This window comes from Sphingopyxis sp. UBA6723 (assembly GCF_002454115.1).
In the GTDB taxonomy this organism is placed as follows: Bacteria; Pseudomonadota; Alphaproteobacteria; order Sphingomonadales; family Sphingomonadaceae; genus Sphingopyxis.
Genome location: NZ_DKIH01000007.1, coordinates 79,714 through 100,846, shown reverse-complemented (window position 1 = coordinate 100,846; position 21,133 = coordinate 79,714). Strand labels below are relative to the sequence as shown.

The window sequence follows — 21,133 nt, the reverse complement described above, 5'->3', positions numbered from 1 at the left end:
ACGAACGACAGTCGCTTGCCATCGGACGACATGACGGCCAGACAGGCGCGGATCGGGCGCATGAAGAGGACCAGAGATGCTGCGACGGATTTTGCTGGGGTTTCTGCTGTTGCTCGTCGTCACCGCCGCCTCGTTGGCGCTGTGGGAGCCACTGACCGCCGAAGCGCCTGCCGCACCGACGTTCAAGCCGCAGGATGTCCGCATCGCGCGCGACAAGTTCGGGGTGCCGCATATCTTTGGCAAAACCGACGCAGACGTCGCCTATGGCGTCGCCTACGCGCACGCCGAGGATGATTTTGCGACTTTGCAGGAAGTACTGGCGATGACGCGCGGGCGCGCCGGAGCGATGTTGGGGCAGGATGGCGCCAAGGTCGATTATGCTGCGGCGTTGCTCGATGTGCGCGCAACTACGGCGCGCGACTGGCCGCGGCTGCCCAAGGATGTGCAGGCGCTGTTCACGGCTTATGCTGCGGGACTCAACCATTATGCCGACAAGCATCCCGGCGAAGTGCGTCTGTCGGGACTGTTCCCGGTGACCGGCGAGGATGTCGTTGCGGGCTTCGTGCTGCGCTCGCCGTTTTTCTTCGGGCTCGATTCGGTGCTGGGGTCGCTGGTCGAAGGCAAGCCGCTGAACCGCGAGGGCGGTCCGGCGCTGGACGCAACGGGCAAGATCGTCCCGCGCGCGGACACGCCGGTGGGCAGCGACCCGGCTTCGAACGGATCGAACGCGATGGCGGTGGCGCCTGCGCGTTCCACCGACGGCGCGACCCGGCTGGTTTCGAACTCGCACCAGCCGTGGACCGGCGGCGTCGCCTGGTACGAACTGGTGGTCCATAGCGAGGAAGGCTGGGATTTCGCGGGCGCGAATTTCCCCGGCTCCCCCTATCCCTTCCTCGGCCACAACAAATATCTGGGCTGGACCAACACGGTCAATCGCCCTGACCTGATCGATGTGTACAAGCTGGTGCTGAATGAGAACGGCGATCAATATCGCTACGACGGCGCGTGGCGACCACTTGAAGAAAAGCGCGTCTGGCTCAAAGTGAAATTCGGCCCGTTCGCATTGCCGGTCCCGCGCACCATCTATCGCTCGGTCCATGGTCCGGTGGTCAAGAATGCGAAGGGTGCCTTTGCCATCCGCTATGCCGGGATCGACCAGTCGGCGATGGTCACCCAATATTACCGGCTGAACAAGGCAAAGGATTTTGCCGAATGGCGCGCTGCGATGGCGGGGCAGGGCGTGCCCGCGACCAATTTCATCTACGCGGATGTCAAGGGCAATATCGCCCTGTTCTATAACGCGATGTTCCCCGACCGGCCCGATGGGTTCAACTGGCGCGGGGTGTTGCCGGGCGATACATCGGCGGCGCTCTGGACGCAGACGCTGCCGTTCGACCGTGCCCCGGCGCTGGTCAATCCGCGCTCGGGCTATGTGATGAACGCCAACAACACGCCGTGGGTCGCGGCGGGGCCGGGTGACGAACTCGACGCCGCGGCTTTCTCGCCGCTGCTCGGTGTCGAGGATGACATGACCAACCGCGCGACACGGCTGATCGAGCTGTTCGAAGCATCGGGCCAGATCGACGAGGCGCGGTTGAAGGCGATCAAATATGATACCGCTTATGCCAAGACGGGTTATGCCAAGGCGTGGATGGATCGCTTGCTGGCGCTGAACGTCAAGGACGATCCGGCGCTGGTCGATGCGCAGAACCTGCTCCGCCGCTGGGACTGGAACCTCGACGGCACGGGGAAAGGCGATGCGCTGGCGCTCATGGTGCTGCGCCCCGCGAACGGCAGTCATTATCAGCGCCGCGCCGGTCCCGATCCGCGCACCGTGCTGGCCGAAACAGTGACGCATTTGCAGACGCATTTTGGCGGGCTCGATCCCAAACTCGGGACCGTGCTGCGGCTGCGTCACGGCGAAGGCGCGTCGCGGATCGACCTGCCGCTCGATGGTGGCAACGATACGGTGCGCGCCTCGACCTTGTGGGACGCCGAACCCGATGGGCGGTTGAAGGTGCGCCACGGCGACAGCTTCATCATGTTCATGACGTGGGACAAGCAGGGCCGGGTGCGATCGGAATCGATCCAGCCCTTCGGATCGGCGACGACGCGGCCGGAAAGCCCGCACTATAACGATCAGGCGCCGCTGTTCGTGCGCCACCAGCTGAAACCGGTGTTGTTCGATCCCGCGGCGCTGAAAGCCAGCGGGGCGCGCTTCTATCGGCCTTGAAAGCGGCGAAAGCCTGTCCTAGACCGTTGATACAGTGCCGTCCGGCACCCGGTCGCAAGCAGGCCGTCTCGCGTCTGCCGCAATTATCCTAGAGGATGCCCATGCCCCGTTTCCATCGTTTCGCCCTCGCCCTAGCGGTGACCACGTCGCTTGTTGCTGCAGGTCCCGCGCTCGCCAAGGCCAAAGCCGCCGATCCGGCCCCGATCGCCGATTTGGTCAAAGCGGTCGACATTCCTTACGAGGCTTTCACACTCGACAATGGCCTGCGCGTGATCGTCCACGAAGACCGCAAGGCGCCCGTCGTCGCGGTGTCGGTGTGGTACCGCGTCGGGTCGAAGCATGAGCCCAAGGGCAAGACCGGCTTTGCGCATCTGTTCGAGCATCTGATGTTCAACGGCTCGGAAAACGCCCCCGGCGATTTCTTCGAGCCGCTGCAACAGGTCGGCGCGACCGACAGCAACGGCACGACCAACGTCGACCGCACCAACTATTTCGAAACCGTCCCGACCGGCGCGCTCGACCGTGCGCTCTTCCTCGAAAGCGACCGCATGGGGCATCTGCTTGGCGCGGTGACGCAGGAAAAGCTCGATAACCAGCGCGGCGTCGTCCAGAATGAGAAGCGCCAGGGCGACAACAACCCCTATGGCCTGCTGCGTTACGAGATTTTCGAGAATCTGTTTCCGAAGGGTCATCCCTATCACCACAGCACCATCGGTTCGATGGCCGACCTCAATTCGGCGAGCCTCGACGATGTGAAGAAATGGTTCACCGACAATTACGGCCCGAACAATGCGGTGCTCGTGCTGGCGGGCGACGTCGATGTCGCGACCGCCAAGGCCAAGGTGCAAAATTGGTTCGGGGACATTCCGCGCGGACCTGAAATCACCGCACCTCAAACCAGCGTGCCAACCTTGCCCGCGCCGCTCGCGAAAGAGGTCAAGGACCTGATCCCGACCCCGCGCATCTATCGCATGTGGGCGATCCCCGGGCTTAACGATGCCGAAGCCGTGCCGCTGCAAATGGCAACTGCCGTACTCGGCGGCCTGTCGTCGTCGCGGCTCGACAATGCGATGGTCCGCACCGACCCGGTCGCGGTGAGCGTCGCCGCTTTTGCCCAGTCTTTTGAAGATGCCGGCATCCTGATCGTCCAGGCCGATGTGAAGCCGGGAACCGATGTTGCGGCGGTCGGCAAGAAGCTCGACGACGAAATCGCGAAATTCCTTGCAACTGGCCCGACGACTGACGAGCTGCAACGCGCCGCGGCAAGCTATCTCGGTGGCACCATCGCGGGGCTCGAATCGGTCGGCGGTTTTGGCGGCAAGGCGGTAACGCTGGCCGAGGGGGCGCTCTATTCGAACGATCCGGCCTATTATAAGGTCGAACTCGACCGGATGGCGAAATCCACGCCCGAACAAGTCGCCGCCGTAGCGCGCAAATGGATGTCGCGCCCAGCCTTTTCGCTCACCTACACCCCCGGCGAGCGCACCGAAGGCGGCGAGAACCGCGGCGGCGCCGTGACGGCGGGCAAGGTGACCGAGGCGGTTGCCCCCGACCGTTACTGGAACCCGGCACTCGGCGACATCGGTCCTGACACCGGCATCGGCGCGGCGGCATCGATCGCCGACCGCTCGCAATTGCCTGCGGTTGCCGACCTGACCGCGCTCGACTTCCCGGCGATCGAGCGCACCAAGCTCAAAAATGGCGTCGAGGTTGTCTTCGCGCGCCGCACGACGGTGCCGACGGTCAATGTCGCGGTCAGCTTTGACGCGGGCTACGCCGCCGATCCGCACAGCGCGCTTGGCACCCAGTCGCTGATGCTCAGCCTGATGGATGAGGGCACCACCAACCTCAACTCGATCGCCTTTGCCGAGGCAAAGGAACGGCTTGGCGCGCAGATCGATGCGACCGCCAATGCCGACGAAACGGTGTTCAGCCTGTTTGCCTTGAAGCCCAATCTGGGCGCTTCGCTATCGCTGCTCGCCGACTATATCCGCAACCCGGCGTTCGATGCCAAGGAACTGGAGCGGGTTCGGGCGCAGCAGCTCAACCGGCTCAAGGCCGAACTCAACAATCCCAACGCGATCGCAGCCCGCCTGATGGCGCCGATGCTCTATGGCGCCGATCATCCCTATGGCATTCCGCCGTCGGGGCTGGGCGATGCCAAGGCGGTCGAAACAGCGACGCGTGACCAGTTGGCAGCATTCCATAGCGCGTGGATCCGCCCCGACAATGCGCGGATCTTTGTCGTCGGCGACACGACGCTGGCCGAGGTGAAGAAGCAGCTCGATTCGACGCTGGGGGCTTGGAAGGCGCCGAAAACCGCCAAGCCGGTCAAGAATTTCGATATCGCCATTCCGGCGCCGCAGCCGCGGATTGTGCTGTTCGACCGCCCCAAATCGCCCCAATCGGTGATCGTCGCGGGCAAAGTACTCGACGCCAAGGGCGGCGACGAACTGGAGGTGCTGCGCTCAGCCAACGACATTTTTGGAGGCAATTTCCTGTCGCGCTTCAACACCAATTTACGCGAAACCAAAGGCTGGTCCTATGGCGTGCGCAGCCGGATTTCGGGTGAGACCGACCGGCTGAGCTGGGTGGCGGTGGCGCCGGTGCAGGCCGACCGTACCGGCGATTCGATCAAGGAGTTGCAGAAAGACCTCAAAAGCTTCCTCGCCGACAAGGGTGTAACCAAGGAAGAGCTGGAGCGCACCATCAACGGCAGCGTCCGCGAATTGCCCGGCAGCTTTGAAACGTCGGCCGATGTGCTGGCCGGACTGCGGCAGATCGTCAAATTCGGCCGCCCGGACAATTATTACGAAACGCTGCCCGCCACCTATGAAGCAATGACGACGGCCGAAATCGACGCTGCGGCGCGCAAGGCGCTCAGCACCGACGATCTGGTCTATGTGGTTGTCGGCGATGCGGCGGTGGTCAAACCACAGCTTGACGGATTGGGTTTGCCGGTGGAAACAGCGACACCGATTAACTAACATTGATATCAGTAAGGAGAGCTTCGATGTCTGTAGATGGCAGCTATGATTGCGTTACCAAATCGCCGATGGGCGATCAGAAGTCGGTGTTCACGGTCAAGAGCGATGGTGACAGCTTCACCGGTTCGAACGCCGGCGCAATGGGTGCGCTCGACGTCCAGAACGGCAAGGTCGATGGCAACAAGCTGACCTGGACCATGGACATGAAGGTACCGATGCCGATGACGCTCGAATGCGAAGCGACGATCGACGGCGACGCGCTGACCGGTACGATCAAGGCTGGTGCGTTCGGATCGATGGCGATGACCGGCACCCGCCAGGGCTAAGCGGCTCGACCGACATGCATTGAGGGCCGTTCCGCGAGGAGCGGCCCTTTTGCGTTGCATAGCAATGCTCGTTGCCTTGGGGGGTGGTCAAAGCACCGGCTTGGGACCATAGGCTGCTGCGATGCACAACCCGGCCCCACCCCCCAAGCGAACCCTGCCGGGCGAACGCGAAATGGTGGTCATGATGGCGATGGTGATGGCGCTCAACGCGCTCGCCATCGACGCGATGTTGCCCGCGCTGCCGGCGATCGGCAAAGGGCTCGGCGTCCTTGTCGCCAACGACCGGCAATATGTCATTTCGCTCTATCTGCTTGGGATCGGCTTCGGCTCGCTGATCTATGGCCCGCTCGCGGACCGCTTCGGGCGCAAGGGCGTGCTCGTCCCAGCGCTGTTCGCCTATGTCGCGTTTTCGATCGGATGCGGGCTGGCGACGAGCTTTCCGATGCTACTCGCGCTGCGCTTTGGCCATGGGTTGGTTAGCGCGGCGCTGGGCGTAATTGTCGTCGCGGTGATCCGCGACCTGTTCGCGGGCGATGCGATGGCGAAGCGGCTGTCGCTGATTTTCCTCGTCTTCATGATCGTGCCGATCATCGCGCCCACGATCGGTGCCGGGGTCGCGGCCCTGGCGGGTTGGCGCGCGATCTTCATCGTCCTCGCGGTCATGGGCCTCGTCATGATCGCTTGGCTCCGCCGCTTGCCCGAAACGCTCGAGCCCGCTGACGTCCGCCCGCTCGACTGGCGGACGATGGTCAGCGGCTGGGCCACCGTGACACGGCATCGCCGCGCCGCGGGTTATATGATCGCATCGGGCATGATGCAGGGCGCGCTCTATGGCTATCTCAACAGCAGCGAACAGATCATCGACGAGGTGTTCAACGCGCAGAGTTGGTTTCCGCTGATCTTTGCTTGCGTCGCGGTGGGCATTGCGATCGCCAATTTCTCGAACGCTGCGATCGTCGAGCGGTTTGGCGCGCGGCGAGTGTCCCAGACTGCGGTGTTCGCCTTCATGGCCAGCTCAATCGCGCAGATTATCGCGGCGCTGAGCGGCGCCGAGACGCTGTGGATGTTCACCGCCCTGATGATGGTCAATGTCGGGCTGATCGGTTTTATCGGCAGCAATTTCGGTTCGATCGCGATGGAAGATTTCGGCCACATGGCCGGGGTCGCTTCTTCGTATCAGAGCTTTGCCAAGACCCTGCTGGCGGCGGTGGTCGGTGCGCTGATCGGGCAGCAATATGACGGCACGACCCTGCCGCTCGCTTACGCCTTTTTGATCAGCGCGGTCGTCGGGCTGGTGCTTGTATTCTGGGCCGAGCGCGGCATGCTGTTCACGCGGCCGGGAACGGCGCCCAAAACGCCGTTCTGACAAACGAAAGGGCCGCCCCGGTCATGCCGGGGCGGCCCGTTTCATTGGCGCCGACGCCTGACGATCAGTTGATCGGCGCGTGCGGCTCCAGATCGTCCTCATGCACTTCGACAATGCCGCGACCGAGGTGGCTGCGGCTGCGGCTATAGAGGAAATAGAAAACGAGGCCGACGGCGCCCCATACCGGAAGCACGATCATCGCTTCGAACGGCAGGTTGAGGAACAGGAAGATTGTTCCTGCAATCGTGAGCGGCCCGATCAGCCACAAAGCAGGGGTTTTGAATGCGCGCGGTGTATCGGGCGCAGTCTTGCGCAGGATCATCACCGCAACGGCGACCATCATGAACGCATAAAGCGTCCCGGCATTGGCGATGTCGGCGAGCTTGCCGACCGGCAGGAAAGCGGCCGCAAAGGCGACGGCGACGCCGGTGATCGCGGTGATCACATGCGGGGTTTTCCACTTCGGATGTACCTTGCTCCAGGATTCTGGGAGCAGGCCATCGCGGCTCATCACGAACGCGACGCGGGTCTGACCGAACAGCAGGATCAGGATGACCGAAGGCAGCGCGACGAAGGCGGCGATGCCGAGCATGTTGCCGACCCCCGACCAGCCAATCTGGCGCAGCACATGGGCGAGCGCTTCGTTCGAGCAGACCAGCGGCAGTTCGTTCGCGGCATAGGTCGCGCACTGGCGCGCCAGCTCTTCCGACCCGGCGGGGAAGGGGATGCCGTTCGGCCCCATAATCGGCTGACCGCCGACGGTGCCGACGGCACCGGCCGCGACGAGGATGTAGAAAACGGTGCAGAACAGCAGCGAACCGATCAGGCCGATCGGGACGTTACGCTGCGGGTTCTTGGTTTCTTCGGCGGCGGTTGAAACGGCGTCGAAACCGACATAGGCGAAGAAGATCGTCGCTGCAGCGCCGACCGCACCGATACCTGAGCCAAAGCCGCCGAAAATCCCGGCGGGCAGGAACGGATTGAACTGTTCGGTCGAAAACTGGTCACTTGGCAGGGTCAACGCGATAAACGCAGTGAGAGCGGAGACCTTGATCGCGACCAGCACAGCGTTGACGCGCGCGCTTTCGGTGGTGCCGATCATCAACAGCCAAGTCATGAGCAACGCAATGGCAACGGCCGGTAGGTTGATGAATCCGCCTTCGACTCCGCCCAGCGCGAGCGGCGCACCGGACAGGAACGCCGGGAACTGGAAGCCGAAAAACTCCATCAGCAATCCGTTGAGATAACCCGACCAGCCGACCGACACGGCGGACGCCGCCACCGCATATTCAAGGACGAGCGCCCAGCCGACAGTCCAGGCTAGAATTTCGCCCATCGTCGCATATGTGTAGGTATAAGCAGAGCCGGCGACGGGGATCATTGCGGCAATTTCGGCGTAACAGAGTGCCGCGACGATGCAGATCAAGCCAGCGATGGCAAAGGCCAGCATCAGGCCCGGCCCGGCCTTTTGCGCGCCGGCGGCGGTCAGCACAAAAATGCCGGTTCCGATGACGCAGCCGATCCCGAACAGTGTGAGCTGAAAAGCGCCCAAGGTTCGGTGCAACGATTTCTTTTGGGCTGTCGCTAAAATGGCATCTAACGGTTTTACCCGGTCAAGTAGCATAAATTGTCCCCTTGTGGCGGCTGGTTGCCGTCCGTCTCCAAGCTGCGCAGACTAGCCGCTCCGTGCGGCAGCGCAACTTAATTTCCCGACCGGGGCCACGGCTTACCGCACCGTAAAGCGGACCCGATCGATCATGCGCCCGCCGGGATCGACCAGCGCGAGCATATGGCTGCCCGGGCGCGGCAGGATCTGCTGGCCGGCATCGGCGTCGCCCAATGGTTTTTTGTCGAGGATCAGGCGGTATCCGGCGACCGATCCGCTGACCGTCACCGCGAGCCGCTGGCGGTCGATCGGGATGTCGGGGTCGAGCGCATAGACGCTGCCGCTGACCGGGCTGGTGATGCGGGGGCGGCGTGCGGCTTGCGGCGCGGCGGCCATTTCGGTTTGCGCGGTGCCGCGGAGGAAGTATTCGCGGCGTGGCGGTTCGCGGGTGCCGGGGAGCGCGATCTGGCGCGCTTCGATGCCCGCCGGCATCGCCGGGGGCTTGCCGGGGCTGCCGGCGTGGAGCGCGAGCATCACGTCGCGCCAGACGGGCGCGGCGCCCGAGGTGCCCGAGACGGCGCGCATCGAATCGCCCTCCAGATTGCCGACCCACACCGCCACGGTGAAGCGGTCGGACCAGCCGATGCACCAATTGTCGCGCATGCCTTTCGAGGTGCCGGTCTTGGCGGCGGCCCAGAAGGGGAGGCGGAGCGCGCTGTCGGCGCCGAAGGCGTCGGTGCGAGCGGCGGCGTCGGCGAGGATGTCGCCGACGATGAAGGCGGCGGCGGGGTTGACGATCTGGCGCGGTGGAAGCTGGCGAAGGTGCTGCGCAGCGTCGAAACTGACCGGTGACCACTTTCCGGAATTTGCAAATGTTCTGAAGGCGTTGGCTTGTTCGACGAGCGAAACTTCGGCCGAGCCAAGCGCCAGACTGAACCCGTAATATTCGCCGTCCTCGACGAGGCCGTGGTAGCCGAGCGCCCAGAGGCGGTCGCGGAATTGCTGGACGTCGTCGATGACGAGGGCGCGGACGGCAGGGACGTTGAGCGAAGAGGCGAGTGCGTGGCGGACACTGACCGGGCCTTTGAAGCTGCGGTCGTAGTTTTTGGGCACGTAGAGCCCTGAGGCGGTGTCGAGCTGGACCGGGCTATCGTCGAGGATCGACGCGGCGGTGAGCCAGCCATGTTCAATGACCTGCGCATAGAGGTGCGGTTTGAGCGTTGAGCCGGCCTGCCGCCGGGCATTGGCACCATCGACCGACGCGGCGGTCGATTTGAGGCCGACGCCGCCGACATAGGCGAGGACTTCGCCGGTCGCATTGTCGAGCACGACGACCGCGCCGTCGCGAACGCGGTCGGAGCCGAGCCCGGCGAGCTGGCGGCGGAGCGCGACGATCGCCGCGGTCTGGATGCGGCGGTCGATGGTGGTGGTGACGCGCTTGCCGGGCTGGTCGAGCAGGCGGACGGCGAGATGCGGGGCGAGCGCAGGGTCGAGCTGTGCGGCGCGGTCGCCTGAAACGAGCGTCGCGGCCGCGGCGCGGATCGCGGTGCAGTCGCGGGTTTGGGCGACGCGGCAGGCGCGGCGGCCGAGCGCCTCGGCGCCCGCGGTGGGATTGGGGAGCAGGCCGGCGAACAAGGCGGCGTCGGTGCGGGTCAAGTCGGTGGGGCGCTTGCCGAACAGCGCGCGCGACCCGGCGCCGATGCCCTGCGCTTCGCCGCGCAAGGGCAAGAGGTTGAAATAGGCCTCCAGCATTTCGGCATGCGACCATTGCGCGGCGAGTGCTTGTGCGGCGCGCATCTGGCGGAGCTTGGTGCGCCAGTCGCGCTGGCCGGGTTGGGCGAGGCTCGGGTCGAGGAAGGCAGCGAGCTGCATGGGAAGGGTCGAGGCGCCGCGCGAGCGGTCGGCGGTGCCACCGACCTTGAGCCGCGCGCGGACGGCACTGGCGACTGCGAGCCAGTCGACGCCGCCGTGCGACCAGAAACGCTGGTCTTCGCTTCGCACCACCGCATCGCGGACCGCGGGGCTGATGTCCTTCAGCGGCACCCACGCGAGGCGGCGGCGTTCGAAATTGACGCGTTCGCTGTCGAGCAACTGGCCGTCGCGGTCGTAGAGCCAGGCTTCGCTGGGCTGCCAGTCGGCGCGGACGGCGGCGTAGGTGGGCATGGGGGGCGGACGGGTGAGGAGATGCGCGGCGGTGGTGAGGATGAGCAGGGCGAGGGCGAGCCAGGCGACGGCGTGGGGCCAGCGGCGTTTGCGGGGTAAATTCATTGTCTAAATTAGCGCGTGCTCCCGCGAAGGCGGGAGCCCATCTCCTGCCGGTGCGAGTTTGAACCGATCGGTGATGGGCCCCAGCCTTCGCAGGGGCACAGGGACTGGGATAAGGTGCCAACCTTACCCGTTCGCATCGAGCGAAGTCGAGATGCCCATCGGTCATGCATGCCTTCGGGGTGTCTCGACTTCGCTCGACACGAACGGTGACAGGGAGGGTGCGTGATCGTCACTCTCCCACGCTCGCCACCGTCAGCGTGCCGTTCGGCCACTGGCCGCGGATCGCGGGCGAATACATCGCCTCGACCCGCGTCGGGGGGAGCGAGAAGCGGCCCGAGCCGTTCAAACGCACGACATATTCGACCGCGTGGGTGCCCGCGGGCATCCAGCCGAAATAGCCGCGCCAGCTGTCGCGGCCGCGCTCGACATAGCTCGGCTGTGCGCCCGATCCGCTCGCCTGATCGGCAAGCATTTCGGACTGGCCGCCGAGGTTGCCGACGATCGTCGCGCCGGGGGCTACGGGATCGTTGATCACGACCCAGGTCCGGCCCGCGGCCGCGACGACCTCGATCCGGATCTTGATCACGTCGCCGCGGGTCAGGCGATCCTTGTTCGCCGCCTTGACGATGCTGACCGAGCGTTTGATCCGGTACCCCGCGTTGAGCGGTTCCTTGAGCGGCACCGCGGCCTTGACGCTGACCGTCGCCCATGGCGCGCCGGTGCCGTCATGCTTCAGGCTCATCGTTGCCGCGTTCAGCGCGACGCGGAGTGGCGAGACGGGCTCGGCAGGCAGCGGCCAGCTTTGCGAGGCGCTGGCGCCCGCGAGGCTGATGTTGGTGACCCCGGTGATCGCGCTCGCCGGATAGAGTTCGGCGAAGCGGCGGACGGTGACCGCGCCCCACGCATTGGCGGGGGTGGTGTCCCAATGGCCCTTGCGCTGGCGCTGGGCGACGCCGACCATCAGCTTGCCCGCGTCATCCTCCCAGCCCTTGCGGCCGAGTGTGGCTTCGAGCGCCTTGATCGCCATTTCGTCGCCGCTGGTCATCATCCACCACGGTGCCTTGGCATCGTCGACGAGATCGAGACGTGTGCCTTCATAGACGAGGCGCTTGCGCAGCTCGGCTTCGGCGGCGGTGCGCAGCGCGGGCGCGCCGCGGACCCCCGGCGTGCGTTCGATTGCCACCAGCCAGTCGGCGAGCGTGCCGGTCGCCATATCGATCGGGGCGACATCGTTCGCGGCGACCAGCTGCGCACTCGACGCATTGTTGCGCGCGAGCGCCGCGAGCGCCGCGATGCGAACCGGGCGGATGTCATAGGGGCCGTACCACTTGCGGGTCAGCCGTCCCTCGACCACCGCCTGCAACGCCTTGATCATCCGCGCCTTGGGCGCTTCGGGGATCGCAAAGCCGTTCGCGGCGGTGATGCTGAGCACATAGGCGGTCAGCTCGATCGAGCCTTCCATCCGCTCGTTCGGCCAGTAGCGGAGCAGGCCGTCGCTATCGAGATAGGTCGGGAGCGCCCCGGCGAGTGCCTGCCAGCGCCCGAGATCGCCGAGTGCGATGGCGCGCGACGTTTCCTGTTCAAAGCAGGTGTAGGGATAGGCGCTCATATAATCGCGCACCCCGGCGAGCGGCGGCGCGAGCGTTCCTGCCAGCGCGACGTCGACATAACCGCCGGGCAGCGCGCCCGCGGGGATGCCGATCGGCAGGGTGGTGCCGGGGCCGACGCGGAACAGGCTGGCCGCCCAGGTTTCGACCGGCACCGCGGGTTCGACCTGCTGCGCAAAGACCAGCCGGTCGCGCTGCTTGCCGCCCTTGGCCACCGCCTCGACCGTCCATTCGATCGAACCGGTCTGTTCGGGCGCAGTCATCGACCAGCTGATCGGCACCGCGCCGCCCGCCGGAATGGTGACGGTCAGCGGCGGCGCGGTCGCGACGGCGGGCGACAAGGTCGGGGTCGCGGTGACCTCCATCGGCTGATCGGTGCCGTTACGCAGCGTGAAGCGTGCGTCATAGGTGTCGCCAGTGCGCACCAGTTCGGGCATCCCGGCAAAGATGCCGAGATCCTGCACGGTGCGGACGCTGGTTTCGCCGGTGCCGAAAAATTGCGATCCGTCGGTCGCGATAGCGACGAGCTGGAAGCCCGAAAGATTGTCCGACAGCGGCACGTCGATCGTGGCGCGGCCCTTGGCATCGAGCGGGACATTGCCCTTCCACAGCAGGACCGGGCGGAAATCCTCACGCGTCAGCCCCGACAGGTCGCCGCCGCCGCCACCGCCGGGTTCGAGCGCCTTGCGGCCATAGTGACGCTTGCCGACGACCTGCATCTGCGCGGTCGAGGTGAGGACGTCGAGGGTGCGCTCGCCCATCATCGCGTCGATCAATTCCCAGCTTTCATTGGGGGCGAGCTGAAGCAAGGCTTCGTCGACCGCAGCAAAGGCGACGTCGGCGTTTTTGGGCGCCTTACCGCCCGGGGTCTTGACCTCAATGCTGACCTTCGCGGTTTCGCGGACTGCATATTTCGCCTTGTCGGCCTTGACCTTGACGCCGAGTTGGTGGCCTTCCCAGCCAACCTTGATCCGCGCGATGCCCATGCGGTAGGCGGGCTTGGCGAGGTCGACCAGCGCCGTCGGCGGGGCGCCTTCGCTATTTTCGATCTTGAAACCGACCGCGCGCTTCATCTTGCGGAACCAGCTTTCATCTCCGGTCACGCGGCCGCGTACCGCCATCACCGAGACATAGACGTCGGGGGCATAGGTCGCGGGCAGCTTGACCTTGACGACGGGGTTGGTGCCTTTCAGCGGCACGACAAAGCTGGACAGCACGCCTTCGCGTTCGACGGTGACGAGCGCGGTCGCTTCGCGGAACGGCATGCGGACCTGGAAGCTGGCGGTGTCGCCCGCGGCGTAGCGCGGCTTTTCGGCGATGACGTCCATGCGGTCGCCATTGTCGCCGCCGAACCACCATTCATTGTCGCCCGCGAGCCAGACCGAGCGGATGGCGCGTGCTTCGTTGCCGTCGGCGTCGAGCGTTGTTGCCACTACGGTGACTTCGCCCGACACGCCCGGCGCCATCGCGCAGCTGGCGCGGCCGAGCTTGTCGGTCGTTGCGGTGCAGCTGGCGGTCAGCTTCGTCGTCCGCATCTGGTTGTCATAGGCGTAGAAGCCGCCGATCAGGCGGCGCCGCGCGGTGATGATCTCGCGGTTGTAGAGCGCGACCGCGACACGCTGGCCTGCAATTGGCTTGCCGTCGAGGTCGAGCGCGATGAAATTGAGCTTGAGGTCGTTGTCGCGCATCAGCCAGCCGTCGGTCTTGAGCCCGAGGCGAACGGCGGAGGGATAGAGGGTGATGCGGCGGCTGGTGGTCAAGGTTTCGCCATTGGCGTCCTCATAATCCATTTCGGCGGCCATCACCGTCGGTTCGGTGATCGGCTGATCGACCGCGACGCTGGTCGTGGCAGCGCCATTGGCGTCGAGCCTGAGCGGCACCGAGCGCGCGAGCGGCAGGTCGGCGGCGGGTTCGTCGCCGCTGTCGTCGAGCTGGATCACGCCTTCCTTGACCGGCTGGCCGTCGAAATCCCAGTCCTTGTAATCCTGCGGCGGCGACCAGCTGGAGCGGAAGTTGGTGCGCAGTTCGACCGGGATATTGGGCGCGGGGCCGCCCGAGAGATAGCCGACGAACAGCGACAGCGGCACCGCAGTCGGGCGCACCGGCGAGGTTTTCGGTCCGGTGACGGTCGCCTTCATCGTCGGCAGGCGATATTCGTCGACCTTGACCGACTGGCCCGACCAGATCGTCTTGTCCTCGCCATCCTTGTCCTTGGTGACGAACACCAGTTCATAATCGCCCATTGGCGCCGAGGCCGGGACGTTCCACACGCTGTCGCCGCTGCCAGCGGTGCTCACCGCGAACGGCATTTCGAATTCGGTGTCCGAGCCGCGGTGGACGAGGCGCAGTTTCCCCGCGAGCGGCTGCGGCGTCATGAAGCCGGTACCGACGGGGCGGCGCAGGATATGCTTCATATGGACGGTCTCGCCCGCTTTCACGAGCGAACGATCGAAGACGGTGTGGAGAATATCCTCGCGCTCCGACCAGCCATAGGGGAGGTCGAAGTCATAGGGGCGGATGCCGCGACCCCAGTCGGTGAGGGTGAAGCTGAAATCATCGCCCGCGCGCGCCGAGACCATCAGCGCATGGCCCTCGCTCTTGGTCGGATCGGGGGTTTCTTCGCAGCTCGAATAGGTCTCAGGCTGGGGCAGCCCGCCCGCAAAGGCGAGGCGTCCCGCCTTGTCGGCGGTGCCGCGCGCGAGCAGGCGGCCGGTGCAGCTGTCCGAGACGCGGATGTCGGCGCCCGCGACGGGGAGGCCGGTGTCGAGCGCGGTGACCCAGGCGAGCGAGCCTTCGCGACCCCATTTGAAATGCACCGCCATGTTGGTGACGAGCGCGGCGGTCGCGACATAGCGCGTGGCCTTGCGCCCGAGCAGCGCCGCGCCGAGTTCGGGGCTGGCGATTTCGACGACGTGGAAACCCTTTTCGGTGAGCGGGATGCCGACGACCTCGAACGCCTTGCCGCCGCCGGGCGGGGTCAGTTGCAGGTTGCGGCGCTCGCCGCCCGCGGGGGCATCGGCGAACACCGATTTGGTGCCGGTGTAATTGACCCGGATATCCTTGCCGGTGCGGTCCTTTTCCTCGCGATAGTCGGTGTCGTCGGCGTCATCGACGCGCTTCAGCCAGCGCGCGATTGCCGCATCGTCATCGCCGACTTTCAGCGCGGTGGCGGGCATTTTGAGGTTCGATTGGACCATCGTCCCTTCGACGCCGCGCACGGTGACGGGCAGGACGCCGCCCTCGCTGGCTTCGAGGATGCCGAATTCGGCGGCGAATTTGACCAAAGGCGGGGCGCGGTCGATGTGGAATTTCAGCGGGAAATTCGACTGGTTCTGCAGCTTGCGGCCGCTCTGGTCGGTGACATCGGCGGGCAGGATCAGCGTCGCGTCGACATTCTGCGGCAGCGGGCCGGCGAAGCGGACGCTGGTCAGATACGCATCATTTTTGTCGTCGTCATCGACCTTGGGGGTCAGGCGCTTGCCGTCGGCGGTGGTCAGCGTCGCGGCGAGCGCGGTGTCGCGGGCGACGGGCGAAGCGAAGCTGAGCGTCACATCCTTGACCGGGTTGCAGCCCGCCTGCGGATTGACGCGGCTGCAAGACATTTTGGCGGTGAAGGCGGGGCGGACGTCGAAATCGAAGCGCTGGTCGCGTGCCGCAGTGCGGCCGGGGACGCCGGCTTGCGAAATGCGCGCGTCCCAGACCACCGCCATCTCGCGCCCCGGGGGCAGCGGGCGGCGGCATTTGACCGGGACAACGCGGTCGAGCGCCGCCTCGCGGTCGGCGCCCGCGGCGGGCAGGCGCAGCGGCAGTCCGGCGTCATAGGTGAACGACTGGCGCGACCAGTTGGCGTCGCCGAGCCCGGTCAGGATTTCGGTCGCGGTGGTGCGCGGCAGGACGTCGAGCGGAATCTTCTCGCCGATGCCGTCGACCGCGCAATAGCCATAGCGCCCGACCGAGGCACGGTCGGCGGCGACATTGGTGGCGACGAGGAAGATCTGCTCCTCCTCGATCCCGTCATAGATGCCGCCCGCGAGGATCGCGCGCGCCGAGGGGCCGCCGGTGTCGAGCGCGAAGCGTTCGTTGCCGGCGACGGTGATGCCGCGCGCGGTCTTCAGCCCATTGCGGAGCTCGACGTGGCAGCGCAGCCCGCCGGGGAGCGGCTTGTCGAATTCGAGCACCCAGGTGCGGGTGTCGACCCAGCGACCGGTGGCGGGCAATTTGCAGTCGTTGGTCGCGGGCGCGGCGGCGCGGGGGTCGCCGAGCGGGACCATGTCTTCCGAAAAGCGCAGGGTGAAGCGGGTGATCGTGCCGTCGCCGGTCCCCGAACTGCCCGGAGTAGCGAGGGTGACCTGCGGCACGGTGTCGGCGGTCGCGGTGGCGGCCATTGCGAGCGAAAGCGGGAGGATCAGCGCCAGTTTTGCCTTGCCGGCAAGGCGTTCTGCCAGCGCGTGCCAACCCATTTTCATCCCGCCGTCTCCCCGCATAAACCCGCGCCGCTATCCTGCTGGAAACAGGGGCTGCTGTCCACCCGTCGCCGCGTACCGGGAACGCTTAGCCGCGGTTCGGGAAATGGCTGTGACGACGGTCATAGACAAACCTGATCGTCGCCCCCGCGAAGGCGGGGGCCGTAGTCGGCTTTGCGCTACGCCTCCAGCGACCCCCGCCTTCGCGGGGGCGACGGACGTCTATATGGCGAGCATCGGGCCGAGCTTTTGCCCGGCGAAGATATGGACGTGGAGGTGCGGGACTTCCTGATGGCTGTCGAGCCCGGTGTTGGCGAGCAGGCGGTAGCCGGGGGCGACGAGCCCCGCGTCGCGCGCGACCTGACCGACGGCGCGGACGAAGCCGGCGATTTCGGCGTCGCTGGCGCGCGCCGAGAAATCGTCCCAGCTGACATAGGCCCCCTTGGGGATCACGAGGATGTGGAGCGGCGCCTGCGGGTTGATGTCGTGGAAGGCGAGCGCGAATTCGTCGTCATACACGGTCTTCGACGGCAGTTCGCCGCGCAGGATGCGCGCGAAGATATTATTGTCGTCATAGGGCTGGGTGGCGTCGATCGGCATGGTGGCTCCTAGGGCTGGCGGCTGGCTTTTTCGGTGTGGCCCGAGGTGCCGTGGCGGCGGCCGAGTTCGGCGGCGATGGCGTCCCAGGCGATGCCGCGTTCGGCGAGCAGGATCGAGAGATGGAAGACAAGGTCGCTCGCTTCGCCGATCAGCGCGGGGTCATCCTCGCTGACCGCGGCGATCACTGCCTCGACGGCTTCCTCGCCCAGTTTCTGCGCGATCTTGCCGCGGCCCTTGGCGGCGAGGCTGGCGACGTAGGAGGCTTCGGCCTCGCCCGCGGCGAGCCGGTCGTGGATGACGGCCTCGAGCCGCCCCAGCGCTTCACCCATTGCCTTGCTCATCCGCGCGCTCCCTTTGCGAGCGTGACTAGCGGCGCCGGCGCGCGGCGACAAGCTGTGGCGCGAAGGACGCACGATCCGAATTTTATCCGCCGGTAACCATATCGAAACGCGGTTTGCCGTATCTTTTCCGCGCCGGGGGGCAGGTTCAACGCTAGTAGTTCGGAAAAAATATCATGAAATCAGGCACCCGCCCCCAGGTGTTTCTGGCCGCAACGGCCTCGGTGATCGCGTTGATCGCGACTCCGACCGCCGCACAGACCGGCGACGACGACATCGTCATCACCGGATCGCGGATCGCCAAGAGCGAATTTACCAGCGCCGACCCGATCCAGATCATCGACCCCGACAACGCGAAACTGCAGGGGCAGGTCCAGCTGGCCGACATATTGCAATCGACCCCCGCGGCGCAGGGATCGATCCAGATTACCTCGGCAATTTCCAATCGTTTTGTCGCCAATGGCGGCAATGATGTGCAGAGCGTGTCGCTGCGCGGGCTGGGCGCCGAGCGGACGCTGGTGCTGATCAACGGGCGGCGCGCCGGGCCGGCGGGGATCCGCGGGTCGGTCGCGCCCTTCGACCTCAACGTCCTGCCGCTGTCGGTGGTTCGCCAGGTCGAGGTGCTGAAGACCGGTGCCTCGTCGATCTATGGGTCGGATGCGGTCGCGGGGGTGGTCAATATATTGACCCGCAACGACCTTAACGGCTTCGAAGGCGGCGGCTTTTCGTCGATCACCGAGCATGGCGGCGGCGAAAGCTACGGCGTCGATGCGAGCTTCGGCAAGACATTCGACCGCGGGCATTTTTTCGCAACCGTCGACTATTTCCGCCAGCAGAACCTGACCCGCCGCGACCGCGGTTTCCTGTTCTGCTCCGAAGAATATCTGAGGCGCGAGGCCGATGGCAGCCGCGCCGACATCGTCGATTTTCGTACCGGGCGGCCGGCGTGCAGCAGTACCGTGGGCAATGCGATTGTGTTCGGCGATTTTTCGGGGGTCGATCCGGACGGTTTTCCGACCTTTGGCCCCGGGCTGATCGCGCCGAACGGGCAGGCGGTCTTTGCCGGACAATATGGCGCCGAATTTGCGGGGGTCGGCATCCCGATCGACGCCTATAATCCGATCGGGGTGTTCGGCCCCGCTGATTTCTTCGGGGTCAATTTTGACGGCCCATCGGCTGGTGCGCTCAACCAGTTCGAGCCGGTCGAGCAGGATTCGGACGTGTTTTCGGGGGTAAGCCGGATCAGCGCCTTTGCCGACGCGGCCTATGACGTGACCGATGGCATCACGCTGTACGGTGAAGCGCTTTTCAACAACCGCAAGTCGCGCAACAATGGCTTTCAGGTGCTGACGCTGGAGCAGTTTACCGGCGCGTCGATGCTGCCCTTTTTCCTCTGCAATCCGGCGGCGAACAATTGCGACCCGTTCGACATGGGCGATCCGCTCAACGGCGAATTCGGCGGCAACCTCATCCTGCGCCCGCGGGTGCTGGTGAAATCGGAGAGCCGCGCTGACGTCGATTATTACCGCGGGGTGCTGGGGCTGCGCGGCACATTCGGCGGCGGGTGGAAATGGGATATTCACGGCCAGCACAGCCGGTCGGATGCCAGCTATACGCAAGACGTGATCTATCAGGATGCACTCGCGTCGCAGACGTTGCGCACCCGCTCGTGCGTTGGCACCACGACCGCGATCCGCGGCGCGGAGTGCATCGACATCGACTTCACCGACCCGCGCGTACTGCGCGGCGATTTTACACCCGCGGAGCGCGCCTTTCTGACGGGGCGCGAAACCGGGCGCACCTTGTTCAAGCAAAGCTCGGCCGAGGCGCTGTTGACGGGCAAATTGTTCACCCTGCCCGCCGGACCCGTCGGCGCGGCGTTCGGGGCGAATATCCGCCGCGACGAGATCAACGACACGCCGGGCGAAGCGACGCGGGCGGGCAATGTCGCCAATTTCACCACCTCAGGGATCACCGCCGGACGCACCGTGTCGAAGGAATTGTTCGGCGAAGTCGAAGTGCCGCTGCTCGCCGATGTGCCGCTGATCGAGCGGCTGACCTTGTCGGGCGCGGCGCGCTACACCCATGTCGATGCGACGCGCCGCGACGGGGTGCAGGACAGCTTCAGCGACGCAACGTGGAAGGTCGGCGCCGACTGGGCGGTGACCGACTGGCTGCGCTTTCGCGGCACCTGGGGCACCTCATTCCGCGCCCCGGCGCTGTTCGAGCTGTTCCTCGAGAATCAGACGGGTTTCCTGGAGCAACAGGCGATCGACCCGTGCATCCAGACCGCAGCGCGGCTCGCAGCGGGGGCAATCAGCCAGCGCGTGGCCGACAATTGCGCCGCCGATGGCATCGGCCCGAATTTCACGGGCGGGATCGGCCCCGCGACGATCGTCTCGGGTGGCGGCATTGGCCAGCTCAAGCCCGAAACCTCGACCGCCAAAACCGTGTCGGTGATCCTGACCCCCGACCTGTCGGGGGTATTGTGGGGCGGGCTCAAGACTAGCCTGGCGGTCGATTATTTCGACATCAAGGTGAAGGACGAGATTACCTTGCTCGGCGCCGGAAACATTTTGAACGGCTGTTATGATTCGGACGCCTTCCCCGACGAGCCGCTGTGCGCGTTGTTTACCCGCGCGGCGACCGGTCCCGACACCCAGAGCGTCGCGGGGGTCACCGACCGCTATGTCAATATCAGCCGCCAGCGCAATCGCGGCGTCGACCTGTCGCTGGCCGTCGATCAGGATCTCGGCAAGCTGGGCACGCTGGCGTTTCGGGCGCAGATGACCTGGCAGATCGAGGACAAGGTCGCGCTTTTCCCCGGCACCACGGTCAACGACAATGGCAAGATCGGCAATCCGAAATGGGTCGGCGATTTCAATCTGGGCTGGATGAAGGGTGGCTGGACCTTGTTCTACGGGCTCGATGTGACGGGCGCCGCGTCGAACGAAGCGGATCTGCTGCGCGCGCAGGGCGGCGATCCGTGCCGTACCTCCAGCTTTCGCCCCGGCGGGCGCTTCTGCCCCGATGTCAGCGTCCCCGCGACCTTCTATCACTCGCTGTCGCTGAGCCGCGATGTGGCCGAGCGGTTCCGGATTACGCTGGGGGTCGCGAACCTGTTTGATACGCCGCCGCCGCGGATGTCGACGGTGGTGACGGCGACGCCGCCGGTGATCGGGCAAGCGCCCGCGTTCGGGACGCAATATGACTATCTGGGGCGGCGGGTGTTTTTGAGCGTGCGGGGGAAGATGTAGGGGGTTGGGATGTCGGTCTTCGGGTGGGAAGTGGACGTTGTCTGATCCTCCCCGGAACGGGGAGGTGGCAGCCCGCAGGGCT

The 21,133-nt window shown here is 65.6% G+C and carries 10 protein-coding genes; 5 read left to right on the top strand and 5 right to left on the bottom strand.

From position 1 onward, the window contains the following. Positions 1-76: 76 nt before the first annotated feature. The 4 genes from B4F07_RS05780 (at position 77) to B4F07_RS05765 (ending at position 6,912) form a co-directional block, all read left to right on the top strand. Positions 77-2,233, top strand: a complete 2,157-nt coding sequence (locus tag B4F07_RS05780; RefSeq protein WP_293698095.1) for an acylase — start codon at positions 77-79, stop codon at positions 2,231-2,233. Positions 2,234-2,334: 101 nt separating this feature from the next. Continuing rightward, positions 2,335-5,220, top strand: coding sequence for a M16 family metallopeptidase (locus B4F07_RS05775; protein WP_293698092.1), 2,886 nt, complete (start codon positions 2,335-2,337; stop codon positions 5,218-5,220). A 26-nt stretch (positions 5,221-5,246) separates the two neighbouring features. Further along, the gene (locus B4F07_RS05770) at positions 5,247-5,546 is read left to right on the top strand and encodes a hypothetical protein (protein WP_088443263.1); all 300 of its coding nucleotides are present in this window, start codon (positions 5,247-5,249) and stop codon (positions 5,544-5,546) included. Between the two features lie 121 nt (positions 5,547-5,667). Continuing rightward, positions 5,668-6,912 (top strand): multidrug effflux MFS transporter, encoded by a 1,245-nt coding sequence (locus B4F07_RS05765; protein WP_293698085.1) that lies wholly within the window; start codon positions 5,668-5,670, stop codon positions 6,910-6,912. A gap of 64 nt (positions 6,913-6,976) precedes the next feature. On the opposite strand, the gene B4F07_RS05760 is transcribed toward B4F07_RS05765, so the two are convergent. The 5 genes from B4F07_RS05760 to B4F07_RS05740 form a co-directional block, all read right to left on the bottom strand. Continuing rightward, positions 6,977-8,536 (bottom strand): amino acid permease, encoded by a 1,560-nt coding sequence (locus tag B4F07_RS05760; protein ID WP_293698082.1) that lies wholly within the window; start codon positions 8,534-8,536, stop codon positions 6,977-6,979. 102 nt (positions 8,537-8,638) lie between these two features. Further along, positions 8,639-10,786: a penicillin-binding protein 1C gene (gene pbpC / locus B4F07_RS05755; RefSeq protein ID WP_293698079.1), complete on the bottom strand. Its 2,148-nt coding sequence runs from the start codon at positions 10,784-10,786 to the stop codon at positions 8,639-8,641. 229 nt (positions 10,787-11,015) lie between these two features. Continuing rightward, positions 11,016-16,853, bottom strand: coding sequence for an alpha-2-macroglobulin family protein (locus B4F07_RS05750; RefSeq protein WP_414711680.1), 5,838 nt, complete (start codon positions 16,851-16,853; stop codon positions 11,016-11,018). A 225-nt stretch (positions 16,854-17,078) separates the two neighbouring features. Next, entirely contained in the window at positions 17,079-17,456 is a 378-nt protein-coding gene (locus B4F07_RS05745; protein WP_293698075.1) for a histidine triad nucleotide-binding protein, read from the bottom strand. An 8-nt stretch (positions 17,457-17,464) separates the two neighbouring features. Continuing rightward, entirely contained in the window at positions 17,465-17,797 is a 333-nt protein-coding gene (locus tag B4F07_RS05740; protein ID WP_293698073.1) for a phosphoribosyl-ATP diphosphatase, read from the bottom strand. Between the two features lie 173 nt (positions 17,798-17,970). Here B4F07_RS05740 and B4F07_RS05735 point away from each other — a divergent pair, with 173 nt between their 5' ends. After that, positions 17,971-21,051 carry a TonB-dependent receptor plug domain-containing protein gene (locus B4F07_RS05735; RefSeq protein ID WP_293698070.1) on the top strand — a complete coding sequence of 1,027 codons (3,081 nt, stop codon included), beginning with the start codon at positions 17,971-17,973 and terminating at the stop codon, positions 21,049-21,051. The last annotated feature ends 82 nt before the right edge of the window (positions 21,052-21,133 follow it).

Excerpts from the sequence above, each read along its gene's own strand:
- B4F07_RS05780 (WP_293698095.1), top strand. The coding sequence starts at position 77 with ATGCTGCGACGGATTTTGCTGGGGTTTCTGCTGTTGCTCGTCGTCACC.
- B4F07_RS05775 (WP_293698092.1), top strand. The coding sequence starts at position 2,335 with ATGCCCCGTTTCCATCGTTTCGCCCTCGCCCTAGCGGTGACCACGTCG.
- B4F07_RS05770 (WP_088443263.1), top strand. The coding sequence starts at position 5,247 with ATGTCTGTAGATGGCAGCTATGATTGCGTTACCAAATCGCCGATGGGC.
- B4F07_RS05765 (WP_293698085.1), top strand. The coding sequence starts at position 5,668 with ATGCACAACCCGGCCCCACCCCCCAAGCGAACCCTGCCGGGCGAACGC.
- B4F07_RS05760 (WP_293698082.1), bottom strand. The coding sequence starts at position 8,536 with ATGCTACTTGACCGGGTAAAACCGTTAGATGCCATTTTAGCGACAGCC.
- pbpC (WP_293698079.1), bottom strand. The coding sequence starts at position 10,786 with ATGAATTTACCCCGCAAACGCCGCTGGCCCCACGCCGTCGCCTGGCTC.
- B4F07_RS05750 (WP_414711680.1), bottom strand. The coding sequence starts at position 16,853 with ATGGGTTGGCACGCGCTGGCAGAACGCCTTGCCGGCAAGGCAAAACTG.
- B4F07_RS05745 (WP_293698075.1), bottom strand. The coding sequence starts at position 17,456 with ATGCCGATCGACGCCACCCAGCCCTATGACGACAATAATATCTTCGCG.
- B4F07_RS05740 (WP_293698073.1), bottom strand. The coding sequence starts at position 17,797 with ATGAGCAAGGCAATGGGTGAAGCGCTGGGGCGGCTCGAGGCCGTCATC.
- B4F07_RS05735 (WP_293698070.1), top strand. The coding sequence starts at position 17,971 with ATGAAATCAGGCACCCGCCCCCAGGTGTTTCTGGCCGCAACGGCCTCG.